At 66.1% G+C, this 16,489-nt stretch carries 17 protein-coding genes; 6 read left to right on the forward strand and 11 right to left on the reverse strand.

Features of this window, described 5'->3' with window-relative positions:
- Positions 1–26: 26 nt before the first annotated feature.
- Positions 27–1,220 carry a histidine kinase gene (locus tag KBY77_RS00815; protein WP_255101722.1) on the reverse strand — a complete coding sequence of 398 codons (1,194 nt, stop codon included), beginning with the start codon at positions 1,218–1,220 and terminating at the stop codon, positions 27–29.
- Between the two features lie 73 nt (positions 1,221–1,293).
- On the opposite strand from KBY77_RS00815, the gene KBY77_RS00820 reads away from it, so the two are divergent.
- Positions 1,294–2,100, forward strand: coding sequence for a Tic22 family protein (locus tag KBY77_RS00820; protein WP_255101723.1), 807 nt, complete (start codon positions 1,294–1,296; stop codon positions 2,098–2,100).
- A 40-nt stretch (positions 2,101–2,140) separates the two neighbouring features.
- Here KBY77_RS00820 and KBY77_RS00825 read toward each other — a convergent pair whose 3' ends face one another.
- From KBY77_RS00825 to hemH, 5 genes are all read right to left on the reverse strand, one after another.
- Entirely contained in the window at positions 2,141–2,341 is a 201-nt protein-coding gene (locus KBY77_RS00825; RefSeq protein WP_315856448.1) for a GIVxVP protein, read from the reverse strand.
- Positions 2,342–2,367: 26 nt separating this feature from the next.
- Complete coding sequence (locus KBY77_RS00830; protein ID WP_255101725.1) at positions 2,368–2,754, reverse strand: hypothetical protein; 387 nt, start codon at positions 2,752–2,754, stop codon at positions 2,368–2,370.
- Between the two features lie 23 nt (positions 2,755–2,777).
- Positions 2,778–4,610 (reverse strand): biosynthetic-type acetolactate synthase large subunit, encoded by a 1,833-nt coding sequence (gene ilvB, locus KBY77_RS00835; RefSeq protein WP_255101726.1) that lies wholly within the window; start codon positions 4,608–4,610, stop codon positions 2,778–2,780.
- 124 nt (positions 4,611–4,734) lie between these two features.
- The gene (locus KBY77_RS00840; RefSeq protein ID WP_255101727.1) at positions 4,735–5,328 is read right to left on the reverse strand and encodes a M23 family metallopeptidase; all 594 of its coding nucleotides are present in this window, start codon (positions 5,326–5,328) and stop codon (positions 4,735–4,737) included.
- Positions 5,297–6,472, reverse strand: coding sequence for a ferrochelatase (hemH, locus tag KBY77_RS00845; RefSeq protein WP_255101728.1), 1,176 nt, complete (start codon positions 6,470–6,472; stop codon positions 5,297–5,299). Before hemH ends, KBY77_RS00840 begins: the two co-directional genes overlap by 32 nt.
- A 142-nt stretch (positions 6,473–6,614) precedes the next feature.
- Here hemH and KBY77_RS00850 point away from each other — a divergent pair, with 142 nt between their 5' ends.
- The 5 genes from KBY77_RS00850 (at position 6,615) to KBY77_RS00870 (ending at position 10,982) form a co-directional block, all read left to right on the forward strand.
- Positions 6,615–7,736 carry a site-specific integrase gene (locus KBY77_RS00850; protein ID WP_255102045.1) on the forward strand — a complete coding sequence of 374 codons (1,122 nt, stop codon included), beginning with the start codon at positions 6,615–6,617 and terminating at the stop codon, positions 7,734–7,736.
- A gap of 47 nt (positions 7,737–7,783) precedes the next feature.
- Complete coding sequence (cobO, locus tag KBY77_RS00855) at positions 7,784–8,461, forward strand: cob(I)yrinic acid a,c-diamide adenosyltransferase (RefSeq protein ID WP_094554529.1); 678 nt, start codon at positions 7,784–7,786, stop codon at positions 8,459–8,461.
- 80 nt (positions 8,462–8,541) lie between these two features.
- The gene (gene pyrH / locus KBY77_RS00860; RefSeq protein ID WP_255102046.1) at positions 8,542–9,255 is read left to right on the forward strand and encodes a UMP kinase; all 714 of its coding nucleotides are present in this window, start codon (positions 8,542–8,544) and stop codon (positions 9,253–9,255) included.
- Positions 9,256–9,279: 24 nt separating this feature from the next.
- On the forward strand, positions 9,280–9,819 hold the full coding sequence (frr, locus tag KBY77_RS00865) for a ribosome recycling factor (protein WP_255101729.1): 540 nt from the start codon (positions 9,280–9,282) through the stop codon (positions 9,817–9,819).
- A gap of 2 nt (positions 9,820–9,821) precedes the next feature.
- The gene (locus KBY77_RS00870) at positions 9,822–10,982 is read left to right on the forward strand and encodes an NAD(P)/FAD-dependent oxidoreductase (RefSeq protein WP_255101730.1); all 1,161 of its coding nucleotides are present in this window, start codon (positions 9,822–9,824) and stop codon (positions 10,980–10,982) included.
- Here the strand turns inward: KBY77_RS00870 and KBY77_RS00875 are convergent.
- The 5 genes from KBY77_RS00875 to KBY77_RS00895 all read right to left on the reverse strand — a co-directional run bounded on the left by KBY77_RS00875 (position 10,979) and on the right by KBY77_RS00895 (position 16,436).
- Entirely contained in the window at positions 10,979–11,353 is a 375-nt protein-coding gene (locus KBY77_RS00875; protein WP_255093220.1) for a Crp/Fnr family transcriptional regulator, read from the reverse strand. The genes KBY77_RS00870 and KBY77_RS00875 overlap by 4 nt on opposite strands.
- A 35-nt stretch (positions 11,354–11,388) precedes the next feature.
- Positions 11,389–12,567, reverse strand: a complete 1,179-nt coding sequence (locus KBY77_RS00880) for a transaldolase (RefSeq protein ID WP_255101731.1) — start codon at positions 12,565–12,567, stop codon at positions 11,389–11,391.
- Between the two features lie 64 nt (positions 12,568–12,631).
- Positions 12,632–14,455, reverse strand: coding sequence for a peptidoglycan D,D-transpeptidase FtsI family protein (locus tag KBY77_RS00885; protein ID WP_399212073.1), 1,824 nt, complete (start codon positions 14,453–14,455; stop codon positions 12,632–12,634).
- A 35-nt stretch (positions 14,456–14,490) separates the two neighbouring features.
- On the reverse strand, positions 14,491–15,060 hold the full coding sequence (locus KBY77_RS00890) for a hypothetical protein (RefSeq protein ID WP_255101732.1): 570 nt from the start codon (positions 15,058–15,060) through the stop codon (positions 14,491–14,493).
- Between the two features lie 8 nt (positions 15,061–15,068).
- The gene (locus tag KBY77_RS00895) at positions 15,069–16,436 is read right to left on the reverse strand and encodes a CPBP family intramembrane glutamic endopeptidase (protein WP_255101733.1); all 1,368 of its coding nucleotides are present in this window, start codon (positions 16,434–16,436) and stop codon (positions 15,069–15,071) included.
- Positions 16,437–16,489 lie beyond the last annotated feature (53 nt).

Raw genomic sequence — 16,489 nt, forward strand, 5'->3', positions numbered from 1 at the left:
GCGATCGGCTCGCACAGAAACTGACGTTAGGAACGGCTGGCCCCCGGGTCGGCCTTCAGCGGCGTCAGCCGCAGCTCGCCGGCCGGAGGAGTGCCGGGCGCGAGATCAAGGCGGCTGGCGGCCCCGCGCAGGGCCACCGGCTTGCCGGCCATGCGGGCTTTGAGGGCGTCGCAGAGATCGAGGGGTTTGGCCTTGGAATCCAGCCAATCCAGCGTCCAGGTCTTTGACGTCTGCCCCGCGTGGGAAGAGACCGCCACCAGCTGGCCCGTATCGAAGCCGGCGGCCTCCACCAGCCCAGGGGTGTAGCCATGGCGTTGCTTGAAGGCCAGCTCGAAACGGTCCCAGCCCGGCCCGCGGCTGAGCGAGTCGACCCCCAGCTGAGCCAGGGGCAAGGGTTCACGCACAGGGAACGGCCAGACCAGGGTCAGGTTCTCCGGAAGGTCGAGTTCGGCTACAGCCCGGGCGAGGGGGCTGCCGGGGGTTGTCATCACCACGAGGGAGGAAGGGGTGTACCAGCCCACGTCATCGCGCAGCTGGGCCAGCACCTTGGCGTTGGGATCCACGATTGCCTCGGGGTCGTTGGTGGGTCCCACGGTCCAGCCTCCGCTGCCTTGGATCGTCTCCACGAAGCGATCGGCCAGGGCCGCCTGCTCCGCTCCTCCGTCATGAATGACCATCACCTTGCCCTTGTTGTCCTCCAGCAGGCCCCTGGCCAGGCGGTCGGCCTCGAGGCTGCGGGACGGCAGCACTGGCCAGATTCTGTCGGCGCCAACCTGGCTGGGCAGCCGTTGCAGGGAGTAGCCCCGTTGCAATGGCAGCAGCACGTTCACTTCCCGGCTCTGGGCCAGCCGTCCGAAGGACAGCAGATTGACCGCAGGGGGAGCGATCAACAGCTCAGGCATCGGCACACCGAGCAACAGAGCTTCCGGATCCTGCTCCGGCGGAAGCCAGCCCAGTCCCAGGCTGGGGGGTCGGAGGCCACAGGTTGTGGTCTCTTCCATGGCCAGTCCGTAGCCGCGGCGCAGGCTGTCTCCCACCCCCGCCAGCAACCCCTCACTGGGCAGCAGCATCAGCACCTCCTGGGGGAAGGGGGTGCTGGCCGCCAGGCTCTGAACCCCGACGAGCACGGCCGCCAGGCCAACACCGACACTCCAGAGGGGGAGACGCAACCCGTGCTCTGGGGAGGGTGGTGGCCCGCTTCCCAGTCCGCCAGTGGTCATGGCCCATACCGTCCAGCCCAGCGAGATTAGGTGCAGCTCCGTTCCTAGGCTTGATCTTCTCGTTGAGGGACGCATGCCAGGCCCCACCGTTCCACTGCAGGATTCGCATCTGGCCTCCCCAGCAGGGGCGTCGCGCCGCCGCCGCCTGATTGCTCTGCTGACCAGCTCCGGTCTGGGCTGCGCGGGGTTGGTGGGCCTGTTTCAGCCCGTGCCGGCGCTGGCCATTCCCCAGCAGGAGGCCATGAAGAAGCTGGCTGTGATCCCTGTGTTCGTGCTCACCGATTCCAAGGGAATCCCCCTGCCCCTGCAAAGGGACAAGGCCCTGGTGCTGCCCCTGTTCCTTGATCGGGGCAAAGCCGAGCAGGAATTGGCAGCCTTTCTCAAGGCCAACCCCACCATCAAGGCCGGGGTGCTGCCCATGCCCATGAACGTGGCCCTGGAGCGGGTGCAGGAGCTCAACAAGTCGCTGAAAGACCGCAAACTGCTTTCACCGGTGATTCCAGCTCCTTCCGACCTGAGCCAGGCTCGCATTCTGCTGGGCAAGCAGGGTCTTGATCAGAAAGCGATTCAAGAAGGTCTCTCCGTGCCGGTGTTCTTCACCACGCCACTGATCACCGTCAAGACGCCCCAGGGGGAACGCGGGCTCTTCTTCTTCGACTACGGCTCGTTACAGAAGGCTATGGCGGCTATTCCAGACCGCAACAAGCTCACCATTAAGGCCGCTGATCTCAGTGCAGTGATGGATCAGATCGTGAAACAGGCAAAGGACACCTACGCCTTTTACCCAACACCGGAGTACTTCCGCTTGGTGCAGCAACAGTCCAGAACCCAGGGGGCTGGCCCAGCTGGGGCTCCCCCGGCAGTGGCCCCACGCCGATGAAACCGATCATCGCTAAGGGGGGCTGACCACCTAGTCCGAGCTAGTCGTCCGAGTTGTCCTCCTGATCGGCCACCGGTTCGGCCTCCGGTTTGGCCTCCGGCAGCAGCTGGGTGAACAGGCCTCCGGCCAGGAGCACCGCAGCGATGGCCAGAGCCAGGGGCCGGTTCGCTTCAGAGCCTTCGCTGTTCCAGAGTGCCGCGCTGAGAAAAGCACCTCCAAGCAACAGGGTTGGGACCAGCACGATGCCTTTGGCAGTGCGATTCAAGCTCATGCTTGCCTGGGGTCGTCCTTGCTGGACGGGCAGCCTTGTGGGCGAATCAGTGACGGCAAGGGCTGGGCCAGGCCTGCGCTGATCAGACCTGAGCCCAGGTCATTGCCTCCCCGCAGCACCTGAACACGGGCGAGCAGCACACCATCTGCGGAGCCCAGGGGACGCAGGTTCACCCGGGTTCGGCGTGGCAGCTCCTGGCGCAGCCAGTCCTCAGCGGCCCTTGACTGCTCGGGGGTGACGCTGATGCAGCCCAGCTGAACCGGGTAGCTGCGGTTCTGATCGCCCACCTGGAGCAACACGCCACTGCGCACCTGCAGTACCTCAGCGGCAGCTGCCGGCAGGGCGGTCAGGGGGTCAAGCAGCAGGCCCAACACCAGGATCAAGGCAAGAAGCAGGGGAAGGGGACTCAGAGCTTGGCCCCGCAGCTGGGACAGAAGAGATGGGCACTTTCGGTGCTGAAGCCACAGGAGCCGCACTGGCGCGTGGTGTCGATCGCCAGCTCCGGATGGGTGGGAAGGCCCACCATCTGAGCATTGCTGGCGCCGGGGGGCACCATTGGATAGCAGTTTTCGTTGCGGCGTACACGCACGTCGATCAGGGCAGGACCTGGATGGGCCAGGGCCTCAGCCAGCTGCTCGCGGAAGCCGTCTCGCTCGCTGATTCCCACCCCTCTCACGCCGAAGGCCTCGGCCAGACGGGGGAAATCAGGCATGCCGCGGGTCATCTCCGAGGCGGAGTAACGCTCGCCGTAAAAGCTCTCCTGCCACTGCCTTACCATCCCCTGCCAGCCGTTGTTGAGGATCACCACCTTCACGGGCAGGTCGTACTGGGAGAGGGTGCCCAGTTCCTGGATGTTCATCAGGATGCTGGCGTCGCCGGCCACACAGATCACCTGGTCGTCCGGAAAGGCCACCTGCACGCCCATGGCCGCCGGGAGCCCGAAGCCCATGGTGCCGAGGCCGCTGCTGCTGATCCAGTGGCGTGGTGGATTGTTCAGGTACTGGGCGGCCCACATCTGGTGCTGGCCCACATCGGTGGTGACGAAGGCATCCGGAGCCAGATCGCGCAGGGCAAGCACCACCTCCTGGGGAGCGATGGCCCCTTCCGGGGTGGGGATCACCAGCGGGTAGTGGCGCTTCCAGCGGTTGATGCGCTCCAGCCAGGGACCAGTGCGACCGTGATCGGTCTCACCGGCCGAGGCCTCCAGCAGAGCCTCCAGGGCCAGACGCACATCAGAGACGATCGGTACGTCAGGCAGGCGGTTCTTACCCACCTCGGCCGCATCGATATCGATGTGGATGACCTGGGCACGGGGGGCGAAGCTGTCGAGCCGTCCGGTGACCCTGTCGTCGAAGCGGGCCCCCGCTGCGATCAGCAGGTCGCATTCGGTGACGGCGAAATTCGCATAGGCGGTGCCGTGCATCCCCAGCATGCCCACCGCCAGGGGATGGCGCTCATCGAAAGCCCCCTTACCCATCAAGGTGGTGGTGACCGGTAGCTGGAAGCGCTGAGCCAGAGCGATCAAAGAAGTGTGGGCGCCGGAGCTGATGGCGCCGCCACCGACGTAGAGAAGGGGGCGGCGCGCCTGGCGGATCAGCTCGATCGCCCGGGCGATCGCCTCAGGGGTGGGACCGCTGGGCAGCTGGTATCCCGGCGGGATGGCCGCTCCCGGCTCCACGGGGGTGTAGTCGAACTCCTCGAGCCCCACATCCTTGGGGACGTCGATCAGCACCGGACCAGGCCGGCCCGTGGAGGCGATCAGGAAGGCCTCGGCCACGATCCGGCCGATGTCTGCGGGGTCGCGCACCACCCAGGAATGCTTCACGATCGGCAGGGTGATGCCGAAGATGTCGGTTTCCTGGAAGGCGTCGGTGCCGATCGATGCGCGGGGCACCTGACCGGTGATCACCACCATGGGCACCGAATCCATCTGGGCTGTGGCGATGCCGGTGACCAGATTGGTGGCCCCGGGTCCAGATGTGCCGAAACAGACGCCGACCCTGCCGGTGGCCCGGGCGTAAGCATCAGCGGCGTGGGCGCCCCCCTGCTCGTGTCGGACCAGCACATGCTTGAGCCAGCCCCGACTCTCGGCCTTGTGCAGGGCGTCGTAGATGGGCAGAATCGCTCCGCCGGGGTAGCCGAACACGTCGGTGACTCCGTGGCGATGGAGCGCATCCATCAGGGCGTCGGCGCCGCTGAGCCTCCCGGGCACAGCTGGTGCAACAGCCTCAGCAGGCATCAGAATCTGATCCGCCGGGACAGGCGCTGCTGTGCTGGCCGAGGTGCTGACAGTTGTCGAAGTCACGGTGGTCACGGTCACTGTGGCGGGCAACACACGTAACGAAGACTGCCAGCGTAGGAGCTCAGTTCCGACCTTGGGAGAACTGTTGCGGGGACTGTGGCTTCAACCGCCGGCCGCGCACCATGGCGCGCAGGATCAGGCCCGGATCGAGCCAGGTGCCCCGGTAGCGGATTCCCCAGTGCAGGTGGGGGCCAGTGGTGCGCCCGCTCAGGCCCACATGACCGATCAGCTGACCGGCCCGCACCGTCTGGCCGGGGCGCAGCAGCACCGGGCCACTGGCGTAAACGCCGCCTCGCACCTCACCGGCCAGGTGGCAATACATGTGCTCATAGTCGCCAGAACGGATCACCACCCCCACGCCGCAGCCACCGTCATGGAAGACGTCCGCCACCCTGCCGCCCCACCAGTTGCGGATGGGGGAGCCCAGGGGAGCGGCGATGTCGAGGCCGGAATGCATCTCCCGGCCACCACCAGGCCCGTTGCGACGGCCGAAATGACTCGTGTAGCCAGCGAAGTGGACGATTGGAAACACCCCGCGCGCCCAGCGCAGATCCGAGCGGGCAGGCGGGATGAGCACCAGCGCCAGCTGCAGACCAATCAGCCCGGTCGCGATGCCTCGTCGTTTAGAGAAGGCCGAGGGCATGGAGCGGGCCACGTCCACTCAGGAGCTCCAGCAGGAAAGCAGAGAACCCGAGCATCGCCAGACGGCCATTCCAGACCTCGGAACTGTTGTTCCAGCCCCAGGCCCATTTGTCCTGGGGGTAGAGCTTCACCTGGGTAGCCAGGGCGGCAGCCTGATCCAGATTCACTTCGGGGCCTGCCTGAGCCTGTTGCACCAGATCGGCCAGGCCCTTGATGAACGTTGGATAGGTATCGAGGGCGGGCACGCGCACGAAATTTCTGATGCCGGCTTCCGTGGCGATTTCCCGGTATTCGATATCGATTTCCTCGAGGGTCTCGATGTGCTCGCTCACGAAGCTGATCGGCACCACCACCAACTCCTGGACCCCCTCCTCACCCAGCCGCACCAAGGCTTCATCGGTGTAGGGCTTGAGCCATTCCACAGGGCCCACCCGGCTCTGGTAGGCCAGGGTGTAGGGATTGCCATGGCCAAGCAGTTGCTCCAGCTTGGCCATCACCAGCCTGGAGCAGGCCTCGATCTCCTGCTGATAGGGGTCACCGGCATCCTCCACATAGCTCTTGGGCACGCCGTGGGCGCTGAAGAACACGTGGGCGGCGGCTGGTTCCTGGCAGCTGCGCACCCCAGCGGCGATCAGCTCCGCCATCGCCAGCACATAACCGGGATGGTCGTACCAGCTGCGGATGCAGCGGATCGGCAACTTGCTGAAGGCGGGATCGGCCTGGCGCAGGCGCTGCAGTTCACGGAAGCTCGAACCGCTGGTGCTGATCGAGAAGTGGGGATAGAGCGGCAGCACAACCACCTCATCCACGGCATCCGCCTTGATGTCGCCCACTGCCGATTCGGTGAATGGATGCCAGTAACGCATCGCCACATAGGTGGTGGCCTGCACGCCCCGCTGGCGCAGCTCACTCTGGAGCTCGCGTGCCTGCTGCTCGGTGATGCGGCGCAGGGGGGAGCCGCCGCCGATGGCGCGGTAGGCCTCCTTGGACTTGTTGCTGCGCAGGGTGCTGATCAACCAGGCCAGGGGTTTCTGCAGCAGGGGCGTGGGCAGCCTGATGATCTCCGGATCAGCGAAGAGGTTGTAAAGAAAGGGGCCAACATCTTCGATGCGCTCAGGCCCGCCGAGGTTCAGCAGCAAGACGCCGACCCTGGCCATAGCTGAACTGATCCACTGAGTGGTTCAGAGCGTAACCCTGCTGCTGCCCGCTGGCGGTAGCCCCAGCTGATCGATATCGTCGGCGCGCCCATCGCCGGCTCCAGTTCCTCTGACCCCATCCCTTGCCGCGATCGATGCGAAGCTGAGCCAGGAGAACGCCCGACTGGCGGCCAGCGGCCTGGCCCTGCGGCTGGAAAGGCGGGGGGGACGGCTTGCCCTGCGCGGTCCCCTGCCCTGCCCCCGGGGCGGTCCCCTGCGGGTGCAGCGCCTGAGTCTGGGACTGGAGGCCAGCCCGAGTGGCCTGATCCAGGCCAGGCGGGAACTGAAACGGGTTAACCAGGCCCTGCGCCAGCAACGCTTCGACTGGGGCGACTGGGGCCGGCCCTGCGCAGCGACATCGGCGCTGGAGCAGCTGAAGGCCTTCGAGCAGGCATTTTTCGCCGATCCCCGCCGTCGGCGCAATCCCGCCGGCAGCCGCACCACCTGGAGCGCCGCTTATCAGCCCTACCTGCGCAAGCTGCGCGACCGGCTGGAGCAGGGTGAGCGTCTGGACAGCGCGCAGCTGGTGGAAGTGCTGGAGGCTTACCCCCCCGCCAGCCGCAGCCGCCAGCAGTGCGGCACCGCCCTGGCGGCCCTGGCCCGGCATTTGGAGCTGCCCCTTCCCGATGACTGGCGCGAACGGGCCGCCGGCTATGGCCTGCACCAGGCCCAGTACCGGCGCCTGCCCAGCGATGCACAGTTACTGGAATGGGTGGAGCGCATTCCAAACCCCCGCTGGCGGCTGGTCTACGGCCTGATGGCCGCCTACGGCCTGCGCAACCACGAGGTGTTCTTCGCCGATCTCTCCGCTCTGGCCCCGGGAGGCGACCGGGTGATCCGGGTGCTGCCCACCACCAAGACCGGTGAGCATCAGGTCTGGCCCTTCCAGCCCGAATGGGTGGACCGTTTCGATCTGCCCATCCTCGGGGAGCACAATGACCGGCTACCTGCGGTCTGCACCGACCTGAGGCATACCACCCTGCAGCAGGTGGGCCGCCGCGTGGCGGAGCAGTTCCGCCGTTACGAGCTGCCGTGCACCCCCTACGACCTGCGCCATGCCTGGGCCGTGCGCACCATCCACATCGGCCTGCCCGACACGGTGGCGGCCCGGATGATGGGTCACTCGGTGGCGATCCACACCCGTACTTACCACCACTGGATCACCCGCCGGGACCAGCAGCAGGCGGTGGATGCGGCCCTGGCCCGCCAGCGGCTGACCCTCTGAGACGGCCTGCGCGCCAGAGTGGCCGGTGGTTGTCGAGTTCAGCGTCCATGTCCAACTCTGCTGCGGCCGACCCGCTCGACCAGGTGGCCGCTGAGCTCGGTCCCGGTGGGGACCTCGCCCCTGAGCGTGACGCCGAGGCCTACCGCCGCCGGATGCAACGCCGCCGGGAGGTGCAGCAGCAGCGGGTGGGTGAACGCAGCCTCGAAAAGGGGCTGGTCCTGGTGTTCACAGGCGATGGCAAGGGCAAGACCACGGCCGCCCTGGGGCTGGTGCTGCGCACCCTGGGTCACGGCGAGGGGGTGGCGGTGGTGCAGTTCATCAAGGGTGGCTGGCAGCCAGGGGAAGCCCGGGCTCTGCAGCTCTTCGGCGATGACCTGGCCTGGCATGCTCTCGGAGAGGGCTTCACCTGGGAGACCCAGGACCGGGAGCGGGACCGGCAGCTGGTACAGCAGGCCTGGCAACGCTCTCTGGTCTACCTGGCGGATCCCGCCCGCAAGCTGGTGGTGCTCGATGAGGTCAACGTGGCCCTCAAGCTGGGCTATCTAGAGCTGGATCAGGTACTTGAGGGCCTCGATCGCCGCCCGGAGCTCTCCCACGTGGCCCTCACGGGGCGGGGGGCGCCCCAGGGCCTGGTCGACCGTGCCGACCTCGTCACCGAGATGAAACTGGTGCGCCATCCCTTCCGTGAGCAGGGGGTGAAAGCCCAGGCCGGCATCGAATTCTGAACCGCGTGGCTGGCGCTTCTGTGCTTGCGAGCGCGGTTGCTACTGTGCCGCCGACTGTGTTCGCCGTGCGCTCAATTCCGATGGCTTACCAGCGCATTCTGCTCAAACTCAGTGGCGAGGCACTGATGGGGGAGCAGGGCTACGGCATCGATCCCGCCATCGTTCAGGCCATTGCGGCGGATGTTTCGGCTGTGGTGAACGCCGGCAAGGAACTCGCCATCGTGGTGGGGGGAGGCAATATCTTCAGAGGCCTCAAGGGTTCTTCAGCCGGCATGGACCGGGCCACCGCCGACTATGTGGGCATGTTGGCCACTGTGATGAACGCCATCACCCTTCAGGACGCCCTGGAGCGGGTGGGGGTGCCCACCCGGGTTCAGACCGCCATCGCCATGCAGGAGATCGCCGAGCCCTATATCCGGCGGCGCGCCATCCGTCATCTGGAGAAGGGCCGGGTGGTGGTGTTCGGCGCCGGCTGCGGTAATCCCTTCTTCACCACCGACACCACCGCCGCCCTGCGGGCAGCCGAGATCAACGCCGACGTGGTGCTCAAGGCCACCAAGGTGGACGGGGTGTATGACAAGGACCCGGCCCGCCACAGCGACGCCATCCGCTACGACCAGCTCACCTTCCAGGACGTCCTCAGCGGTGAGCTGGCCGTGATGGACAGCACCGCCATCGCGCTGTGCAAGGACAACGCCATCCCGATCGTGGTCTTCGACCTGTTCGGGCCTGGCAACATCGGACGGGCCATCGCCGGCGAGCCGATCGGCACCCGCATCGTTCCTGCCGGCTGACGCCGCATTATCCCCGCACCACCCATGGACCTCGACGCCAGCATGCGCAAGTCGCTGGAAGCCACCCAGCGCACCTTCAATACCATCCGCACCGGCCGGGCCAATCCTTCCCTGCTCGACAAGATCAGCATCGAGTACTACGGCTCCGAAACGCCCCTGCGCTCGGTGGCCAGCCTCTCCACCCCCGATTCCCAGACAATCCAGATCCAGCCATTCGACACCGCTGCGATGGCGGCCATCGAAAAAGCCATCTCCATGAGTGATCTGGGCCTCACTCCCAACAACGACGGCCGTCTGATCCGCATCAACATTCCTCCGCTGACGGCTGAGCGGCGCAAGGAGTTCTGCAAACTCGCCGCCCGCTATGCCGAAGACGGCAAAGTGGCCCTGCGCAACATCCGCCGCGAAGCGATCGACAAGGTGAAGAAGCAGGAAAAAGACGGGGAGCTCTCCGAAGATCAGAGCCGCGATGAACAGGAGAAGGTGCAGAAGCTCACCGACCGCTACATCGTTGAACTGGAGAAAAGCCTCGCAGACAAGGAAGCCGACATCCTCAAGGTGTGAGCGTGGCCAGCGCTGCCCCCCGGCCAGCCTGTGATGCCGACGTGGTCGTGGTGGGCGCCGGAGCGGCCGGGGCGGCAACCGCTTACCACCTCGCTGCGCGGGGCTGGCGCGTCAGGATCCTGGATGCTGGCAGCCTGCCGCGGCAGAAGCCCTGTGGCGGCGGTATGGCCGCCTCCGTGCAGCGCCTGTTCCCCTTCGATCTCAGTCCTGCCGTCGATCGGGTGATCACCAGGGTGCGTTTCACCTGGTGCCTGGAGGATCCCGTGATCGCCGACCTGCCTGGGGAGGCACCCTTCTGGATCGTGCGCCGTTCCCGCCTGGATCATCTTCTGGCGGAGCAGGCGGTGGGCTGTGGTGCCGATCTGCTCGAGGCCACGGCCGTGCAGAGAATCACACGGGAAGGTGATCACTGGCTCGTGCACAACTCAGCGGGCGGCTGGATCAGCTGCAGGGCGGTGGTGATCGCCGATGGGGCTCGCTCGGCCTTCGGCCAGCCGCTGGGCCTGGGGTCACTCCAGCCCCGCTACGCCTCCGCCGTTTCGGTGGAGGTGGATGCTGAAGTGCCTGAGCCCAACACGGCCCATTTCGAATTCGGCCTGGTGCGCCATGGCTTCAGCTGGATTTTCCCTCGCCAGGGTGGCCTCAGCATTGGGGTGGGCAGCTTCATCGGCCGCGAGCCCCTCGAGAGCGAGGCCGTGCTGGCTCGCTTGCTGCCCAGCTTCGGGCTGCCACCCGACAGCGGCGAACGGCGGGTGTCTCCCCTGCGGATCTGGGACGGGCATCACCGGCTCCACCACGATGCCGGCGCCCTGGTGGTCGGAGACGCGGCCTCCCTGGTGGATCCCTTTCTGGCGGAAGGACTGCGTCCCGCTCTACTCAGCGGCACCCGGGCCGCCGAAGCCCTCGACCGCTGGCTGGGCGGTGAGGCCGGCGCCCTGGCTGGCTACAGCGAGCGCATGCGCAGTGAATGGGGCCAGTCGATGGCCTGGGGACGACGCATCGCCCAGGTGTTCTACCGGTTACCCCGTGTTGGATATCAACTGGGGGTGAAGCGGCCCACCGCTCCGCGGCGCATCGCCCAGATTCTCTCCGGGGAGATGGGCTACGGCGACATCGCCCAGCGGGTGATCCGCCGACTGATGTTCAACCGCAGTCAGAGCTAGCGCAGGCAGTCCTTGAGTTGGCGCAGACGCTGGTCGATCGAACTCAGTAGCTCGATGGCGAACATCGGCGATTCCTGAACGGCGAACAGGAACTTTTCCCGGTTCATCACCAGGATCCTGCAGGGGCTGATGGCCCTGGCATTGCCAAAACGGCGGTGATCAGGGGTGACCAGCGCTCCTGCGCCGAAGACATCGCCTTCCTTGATCTCCTCATGGCCGGCATCACCGTTCCAGCTGAGTTGCACGCTGCCCTGCAGCAATCCGAACATGCAATCGCCGGATTCTCCGGCCTTGAAGATCAGATCACCTGGTTCATAGTCACGCACCTCGCCCTGGGTGGCCAGGGCACGCAGGGTGTCAAGAGCATTCATGGATCAGGCCTGGAAATGGGAGTCGTGCGGGCTGATCAGGCACCGGCGGCCGTAAGGGCCAGCGGGGCACCCAGGCCACCACGCACATCTTCGGGCACCAGCTTGCCGTCATGGTCGGTGTCGAGGGCATCGAAGACCGCATCGCTGCCCAGCCATTCCTCCCGGGTGATGCAGCCGTCGCCATCCATGTCGTTGAGCAGGAAGATCTCCTGGGCCGCGTGGGCGAAGGCGGCCTCCCCCTCCAGCTCGGCAAGGCGATGGGCCAGCTGGGCCTCGAGGGTCTCAATCGCCTTGCTGAAGCCGCGGATGCCCTCATCGAGCTTTTCGCTGGCCATCCGATCAGCCGCCATGGCGGCGGCGTAACCGGAGCTATCCAGGCTGAAGCGAGCCTCGGTAGGAGCAGGGTTGAGGGGATCGAGCTTGCGCGGCAGGGGCGCTTCGGTCTGACGAAGCTGATCGAGAAGCTTGGGAGAGATCGTGAGCAGATCGCAGCCGGCCAGCTCGATGATCTCCTCGATGTTGCGGAAACTGGCCCCCATCACTTCCGTGCGGTACCCGTAGGTTTTGTAGTAGTTGAAGATCTTGGTGACGGAGATCACACCGGGGTCCTCCGGCCCGGGATAGTGATCACGGCCGGTGTCTTGCTTGTACCAATCGAGGATGCGACCCACGAAGGGGGAGATCAGGGTTACGCCCGCCTCGGCGCAGGCCACAGCCTGGGTGAAGCTGAACAGCAGGGTGAGGTTGCAGTGGATGCCCTCCTTCTCCAGCGCTTCAGCGGCCTTGATGCCCTCCCAGGTGGAAGCGATCTTGATCAGCACCCGCTCTTTGCCGATACCGGCCTCGTGATACAGGCCAATCAATTTGCGGGCCTTCTCGATCGTGGCCTCTGTGTCGTAACTGAGCCTGGCATCCACCTCAGTGGACACCCGCCCTGGAACGATCTGAAGGATCTCCTTGCCGAAGGTGACGCAGATTTCATCAAGTGCTTCAAGCACCACCTCTTCGGCGGGCGCTGCGGACCCGATCACCTTTCTGGATGCCTTGAGGGATTCATCGATCAGTCCCTGATACAGCGGTATCTGGGCGGCCGCCAGGATCAGGGAGGGGTTGGTGGTGGCATCGCGGGGGGTGAACTGCTTGATCGCTTCCAGTTCACCGGTGTCAGCGACAACCACCGTCATGGCAGCGAGTTGATCGAGCAGGTTGGGCATGTCCCCATGCATCAGCATCTCTAAGGAGGCTAGCCAGGCTGAGCCGAGCCCAACCGGAGCGTCCTCAACCCCGCACCGTTGGCTGGCTTGCTTGCTTCTTGCCGGAGCTGGGGGGCACTTTCTCGAGCACGAGCAGAGCTTCGATGATCTCCTTGGCCGCCGGGACCGCCACGGTGGAGCCGTAGGCATTGCCCCCCTGGGGCTCATCCACCACCACCAGCACCACATAGCGGGGATCGTCGATCGGCAGATGGGCCACGAAGCTGGTGATCCGTGCCCCCGGGATATACACCCCGTTGAGGGCTTTCTGGGCGGTTCCGGTCTTGCCACCGATGCGGTAGCCCGGCACCTGAACACCCTTGCCACTGCCCTTGTCCACCACCGTTTCCAGCCAGGCCATCACCTGCTTGGTGACGGAGGGTTCCATAACCTGCAGGCCATTGGCGGCAGGAGCCTGGGCCAGGCTGTCGCCGGAGCGCAGGCCGCGGGTGATGTGGGGGCTCACCAGTCGCCCTCCATTGGCAATCATGGCGTGCAGCTGAAGCAGCTTCAGGGGTGTTAGCGAGAAGCCCTGGCCGAAGGCGGCCGTGGCCGGCTCGATCGGCTGGGTGGTGAACTGCTCGCGGGTCTTGAGCTCTCCAGCCACTGCTCCCGGCAGATCGGTGTCAGGAACGGTGTCGATGCCGATACGGCGCATCCACTCCCAGTAGGTGGAGGGTTTGACGAGGCGCATGGCCTGCACCATGGCCACATTGCTCGAAACCTGCAGAACAGTGGCGAAATCAAGAGTGCCGTTGGCCCGCCGGTCGTGGTTGAAGATCGGCCAGCCTCCGATCGTGAGCTGGCCCACGTCGTTGACGGTGCCGTTGGGCTGGATGGCCTTTTCCTGCAGGGCAATCGCCAGGTTGATCGGCTTGAAGGTGGAGCCGGGCTCATAGAGATCCTGCACCGACCACTCGCGGAACAGCCCGGGTGAGTACTTCCAGAACCGGTTCGGCTCATAGCTGGGACTGGAGGTGAGCGCCAGCATTTCGCCATTGCGCACATCCATCACCATGGCGGACCCGCGCTTGGCCTTCCACTGCTTCAGCTGTCTGGAGAGGGCCTGCTGGGCCACCCGCTGCAGACGGGCGTCGAGGGTCAGCTGCAGCCGCAGATCATCGGTGTAGAGAACACCGGACTGGAGACCGTCGGGCAGGGGCGTGCCGTCGGCGCCGCGGCGCATCTGACGGATGCTTTCCTGGCGGCGCAGGTCTTTGTCGCGGCTCTGCTCAAGGCCCGCCTGGGCGACCCGCTCAAGGTTTAGGAAGCCGACCACATTGGCGAACAGCTGACCCTGGGGATAGATGCGCTGGGGGTAGGGCTCGAGGTCAAGGCCACTGATGCCCAGTTCGCGCAGGCGACGAGCGGTTTCTGGATCGAGATCAGTGGCGAGTTTGACCCCGGATTTGCGGCCGTCGATCGTGCTCATCAGATCGGAGGCGGGCACCAGCAGCACCTTGGCGAGCTTCTGGGCCGTCTCGGAGCTGCTGCGGATCAGGTTGGGATCGTCACCGGGAAAGTTGAAGTAGCGGGGGTGGGCCCAGAGGGTGAAGCGTTCCTCGTCGATGGCCACCAAGCGGCCCTTGCGGTCGACGATCGGCCGGCGCTTGCCGATCGGCTTCGTCTTCTGGGTCTGGATCGCCCGGGCCCGCTGTTGCAGCCGGTCGCCCTCTTTCACCTGAAGCCAGGCCAGGCGTCCGGCCAGACCGACCAGGGCCAGGCAGAGGGTGAGATACACAGTGAGCAACCTGCCAGCTGGCACGGGTTGCAGCTGGATCACCCGACGCCGGCTGCTGCGCGGAGTCTCTGAATCAGTGGAGCTGGGTCCCCCTCGATGCAGGGGTATGGGGGGTGACCCAGTGGCCGAGCGACGCACCACCCTCAATACCCAGCCCGAACAATCTTGGGGTCGAGGCTGATCCGGCTGAGTTCCACACCGAGCGCGCGGGGATCAAGGGATTGGAGGTTGAACGGCTGGGGCTGAGAATGGCTTTGATGCTGGCCGGTACTGGAGTTTTGCTGGCTCTCCGATGCCCTGGCGCTGGGAGAGGGCAGATGGATCAGGCGCTGAAGGCTGGTCGGCACCAGCAGGCCGGGGCGCCTGGCCATCGCCAGGTGGTGTTGCTCCAGGACCGCCGTGGATTCCTGCAGGCGGTGTTCCAGCACCTGGGTCGACTCCAGCCGCTCAAAACTGCTGGTCCACTGTCCCTGCCAGTGCAGGGTGAGGACGGTGAGGCCAACCATCGAGAGGCCTAAGGCCACCAGCAGGCCATCAGAGGCCCTGTGCAGACCAGCCAGCCAGGGGGCCTGACGCACCACACGCCTGGCGGAGAAAGAGCCCTGGATCAGCTCCAGAGAACGGCGCCTGAAGAAGGGCTGGGGCGACGGAACGGCGACCACCGGAACCTGACGAATCTCCGCAAGTGAACCATGGGGCGCAAGGGGCAGCAAGCCAACGATCAGCGAGCCAGCAACAGCAGGTTGGCGAAGGTGAGTCCGTTCCAGAGAGCATGGAGCCCCACACAGGTGCTCAGGCGTCCACTACTGAGACGCAGCCAGCCCAGGCCCAGGCCGAGGGTGAACAGGGGAGGGAACTCTCCGAGGCTGAGGTGGGCGATGCCGAAAACTGCGCTGCTGAGCAACACCGCGGACAGGGGGCCGAGCTCCCGTCCCAGCACCGGCAGCAACACCCCCCGGAAGATGGTTTCCTCGAACAGGGGGGCCAGCACGATCGCCGTGAAGGCGAAACAGGCAAGGGTCAGGCCGTTACCGCTGCGCAGCACCAGCTCCAGCAGAGGATTGCTCCCGCCGATGTCGCTCCAGACGAGCTGCTGCAGCCAGCCGACCAACGCCACCAGGGGCAGCACGATCAGCAGATACTTCAGCGACTTGCGCAGGGCTGAACCAACCGGCCGCCAGCGGAACTGCAGCCAGCCCCCCTGCGGGGCCTCGCCCCTCGAGCGCAGCAGCCAGAAGAGCATCAGCAGCGGCGCGGCCATCAGGCCGAGGTACATGGCGAGAACCGTGACGCCATCAGCGAGGGGAGGCTTGATGGCCAGTGCGGAGAGAGTGGCCTGCAGCAGGGGGCTCAGCAGCACCGGCGTGAGGACTTCCCCCAGCAGCACGAACCCTCCGGCGATCAGCAGCACCACATCGATCACCCCCAGGTCGGGGCCGACCAGGCCAGGCAGCGGCTGTTGCTTGCCGCGCCAGCGCAGCCAGCCTTCCCGCAGAAGCAGCACCAGCCCAACCAGCAGGGCCAGGGCTGGCAGCAGGTTGATGCCCAGGAGCTGGAGCAGGGCGCGCCGCTCGGCAGCAGGCTCGCCGCAGTCGCTGCTGTTCGCCAGCACCTGGCAGCTCAGGCGCCGCACCAGCGGGTCCTCGAGCATGCCCAGCGCCTCGGCGGGCATGGTGCCGGCTTGGGGCAGCATCAGCAGCTGCTCGATCAGGGCCTGATCATCGGCGCTGGCAAGCAGTTGCAATTGCAGCAGCAGGGGGCGGGCGGCGGCCGGTTGTCCCTGGCGCAACTGCAGCAGCGCCCGCTCCAGCAGGCTGATCCTGGCCTCCCGTTCACCGGACGCCTGAGCGGCCGCTGAAGCCGTTGTGCTGTCGCCGCCCTCCTCTGCCTGCTGCTCCAGCTCAGCCAGCAACAGCCCTCCCGGGTCTTCGCCCACCAGGAGCGGCTGCAGCGAGGGCGGAATCGCCGGTGCTGCCAACGCACTCAGCTCCAGTTGCCGCCTGGAAAGGTCGTTACCCACCGATGGGCGCTCCAGACTCTCCAGCAGACCGTTGAGCCAGAGCAGCAGGCTCAGCAGCAGGCTGACCATGGCCAGCCCCACTTTCAGGGACCCGGCCCGTCCTCGCCCTGCTGTTGCCACCC

The organism is Synechococcus sp. Cruz-7E5, from assembly GCF_024345995.1.
Classification (GTDB): Bacteria; Cyanobacteriota; Cyanobacteriia; order PCC-6307; family Cyanobiaceae; genus Regnicoccus_A.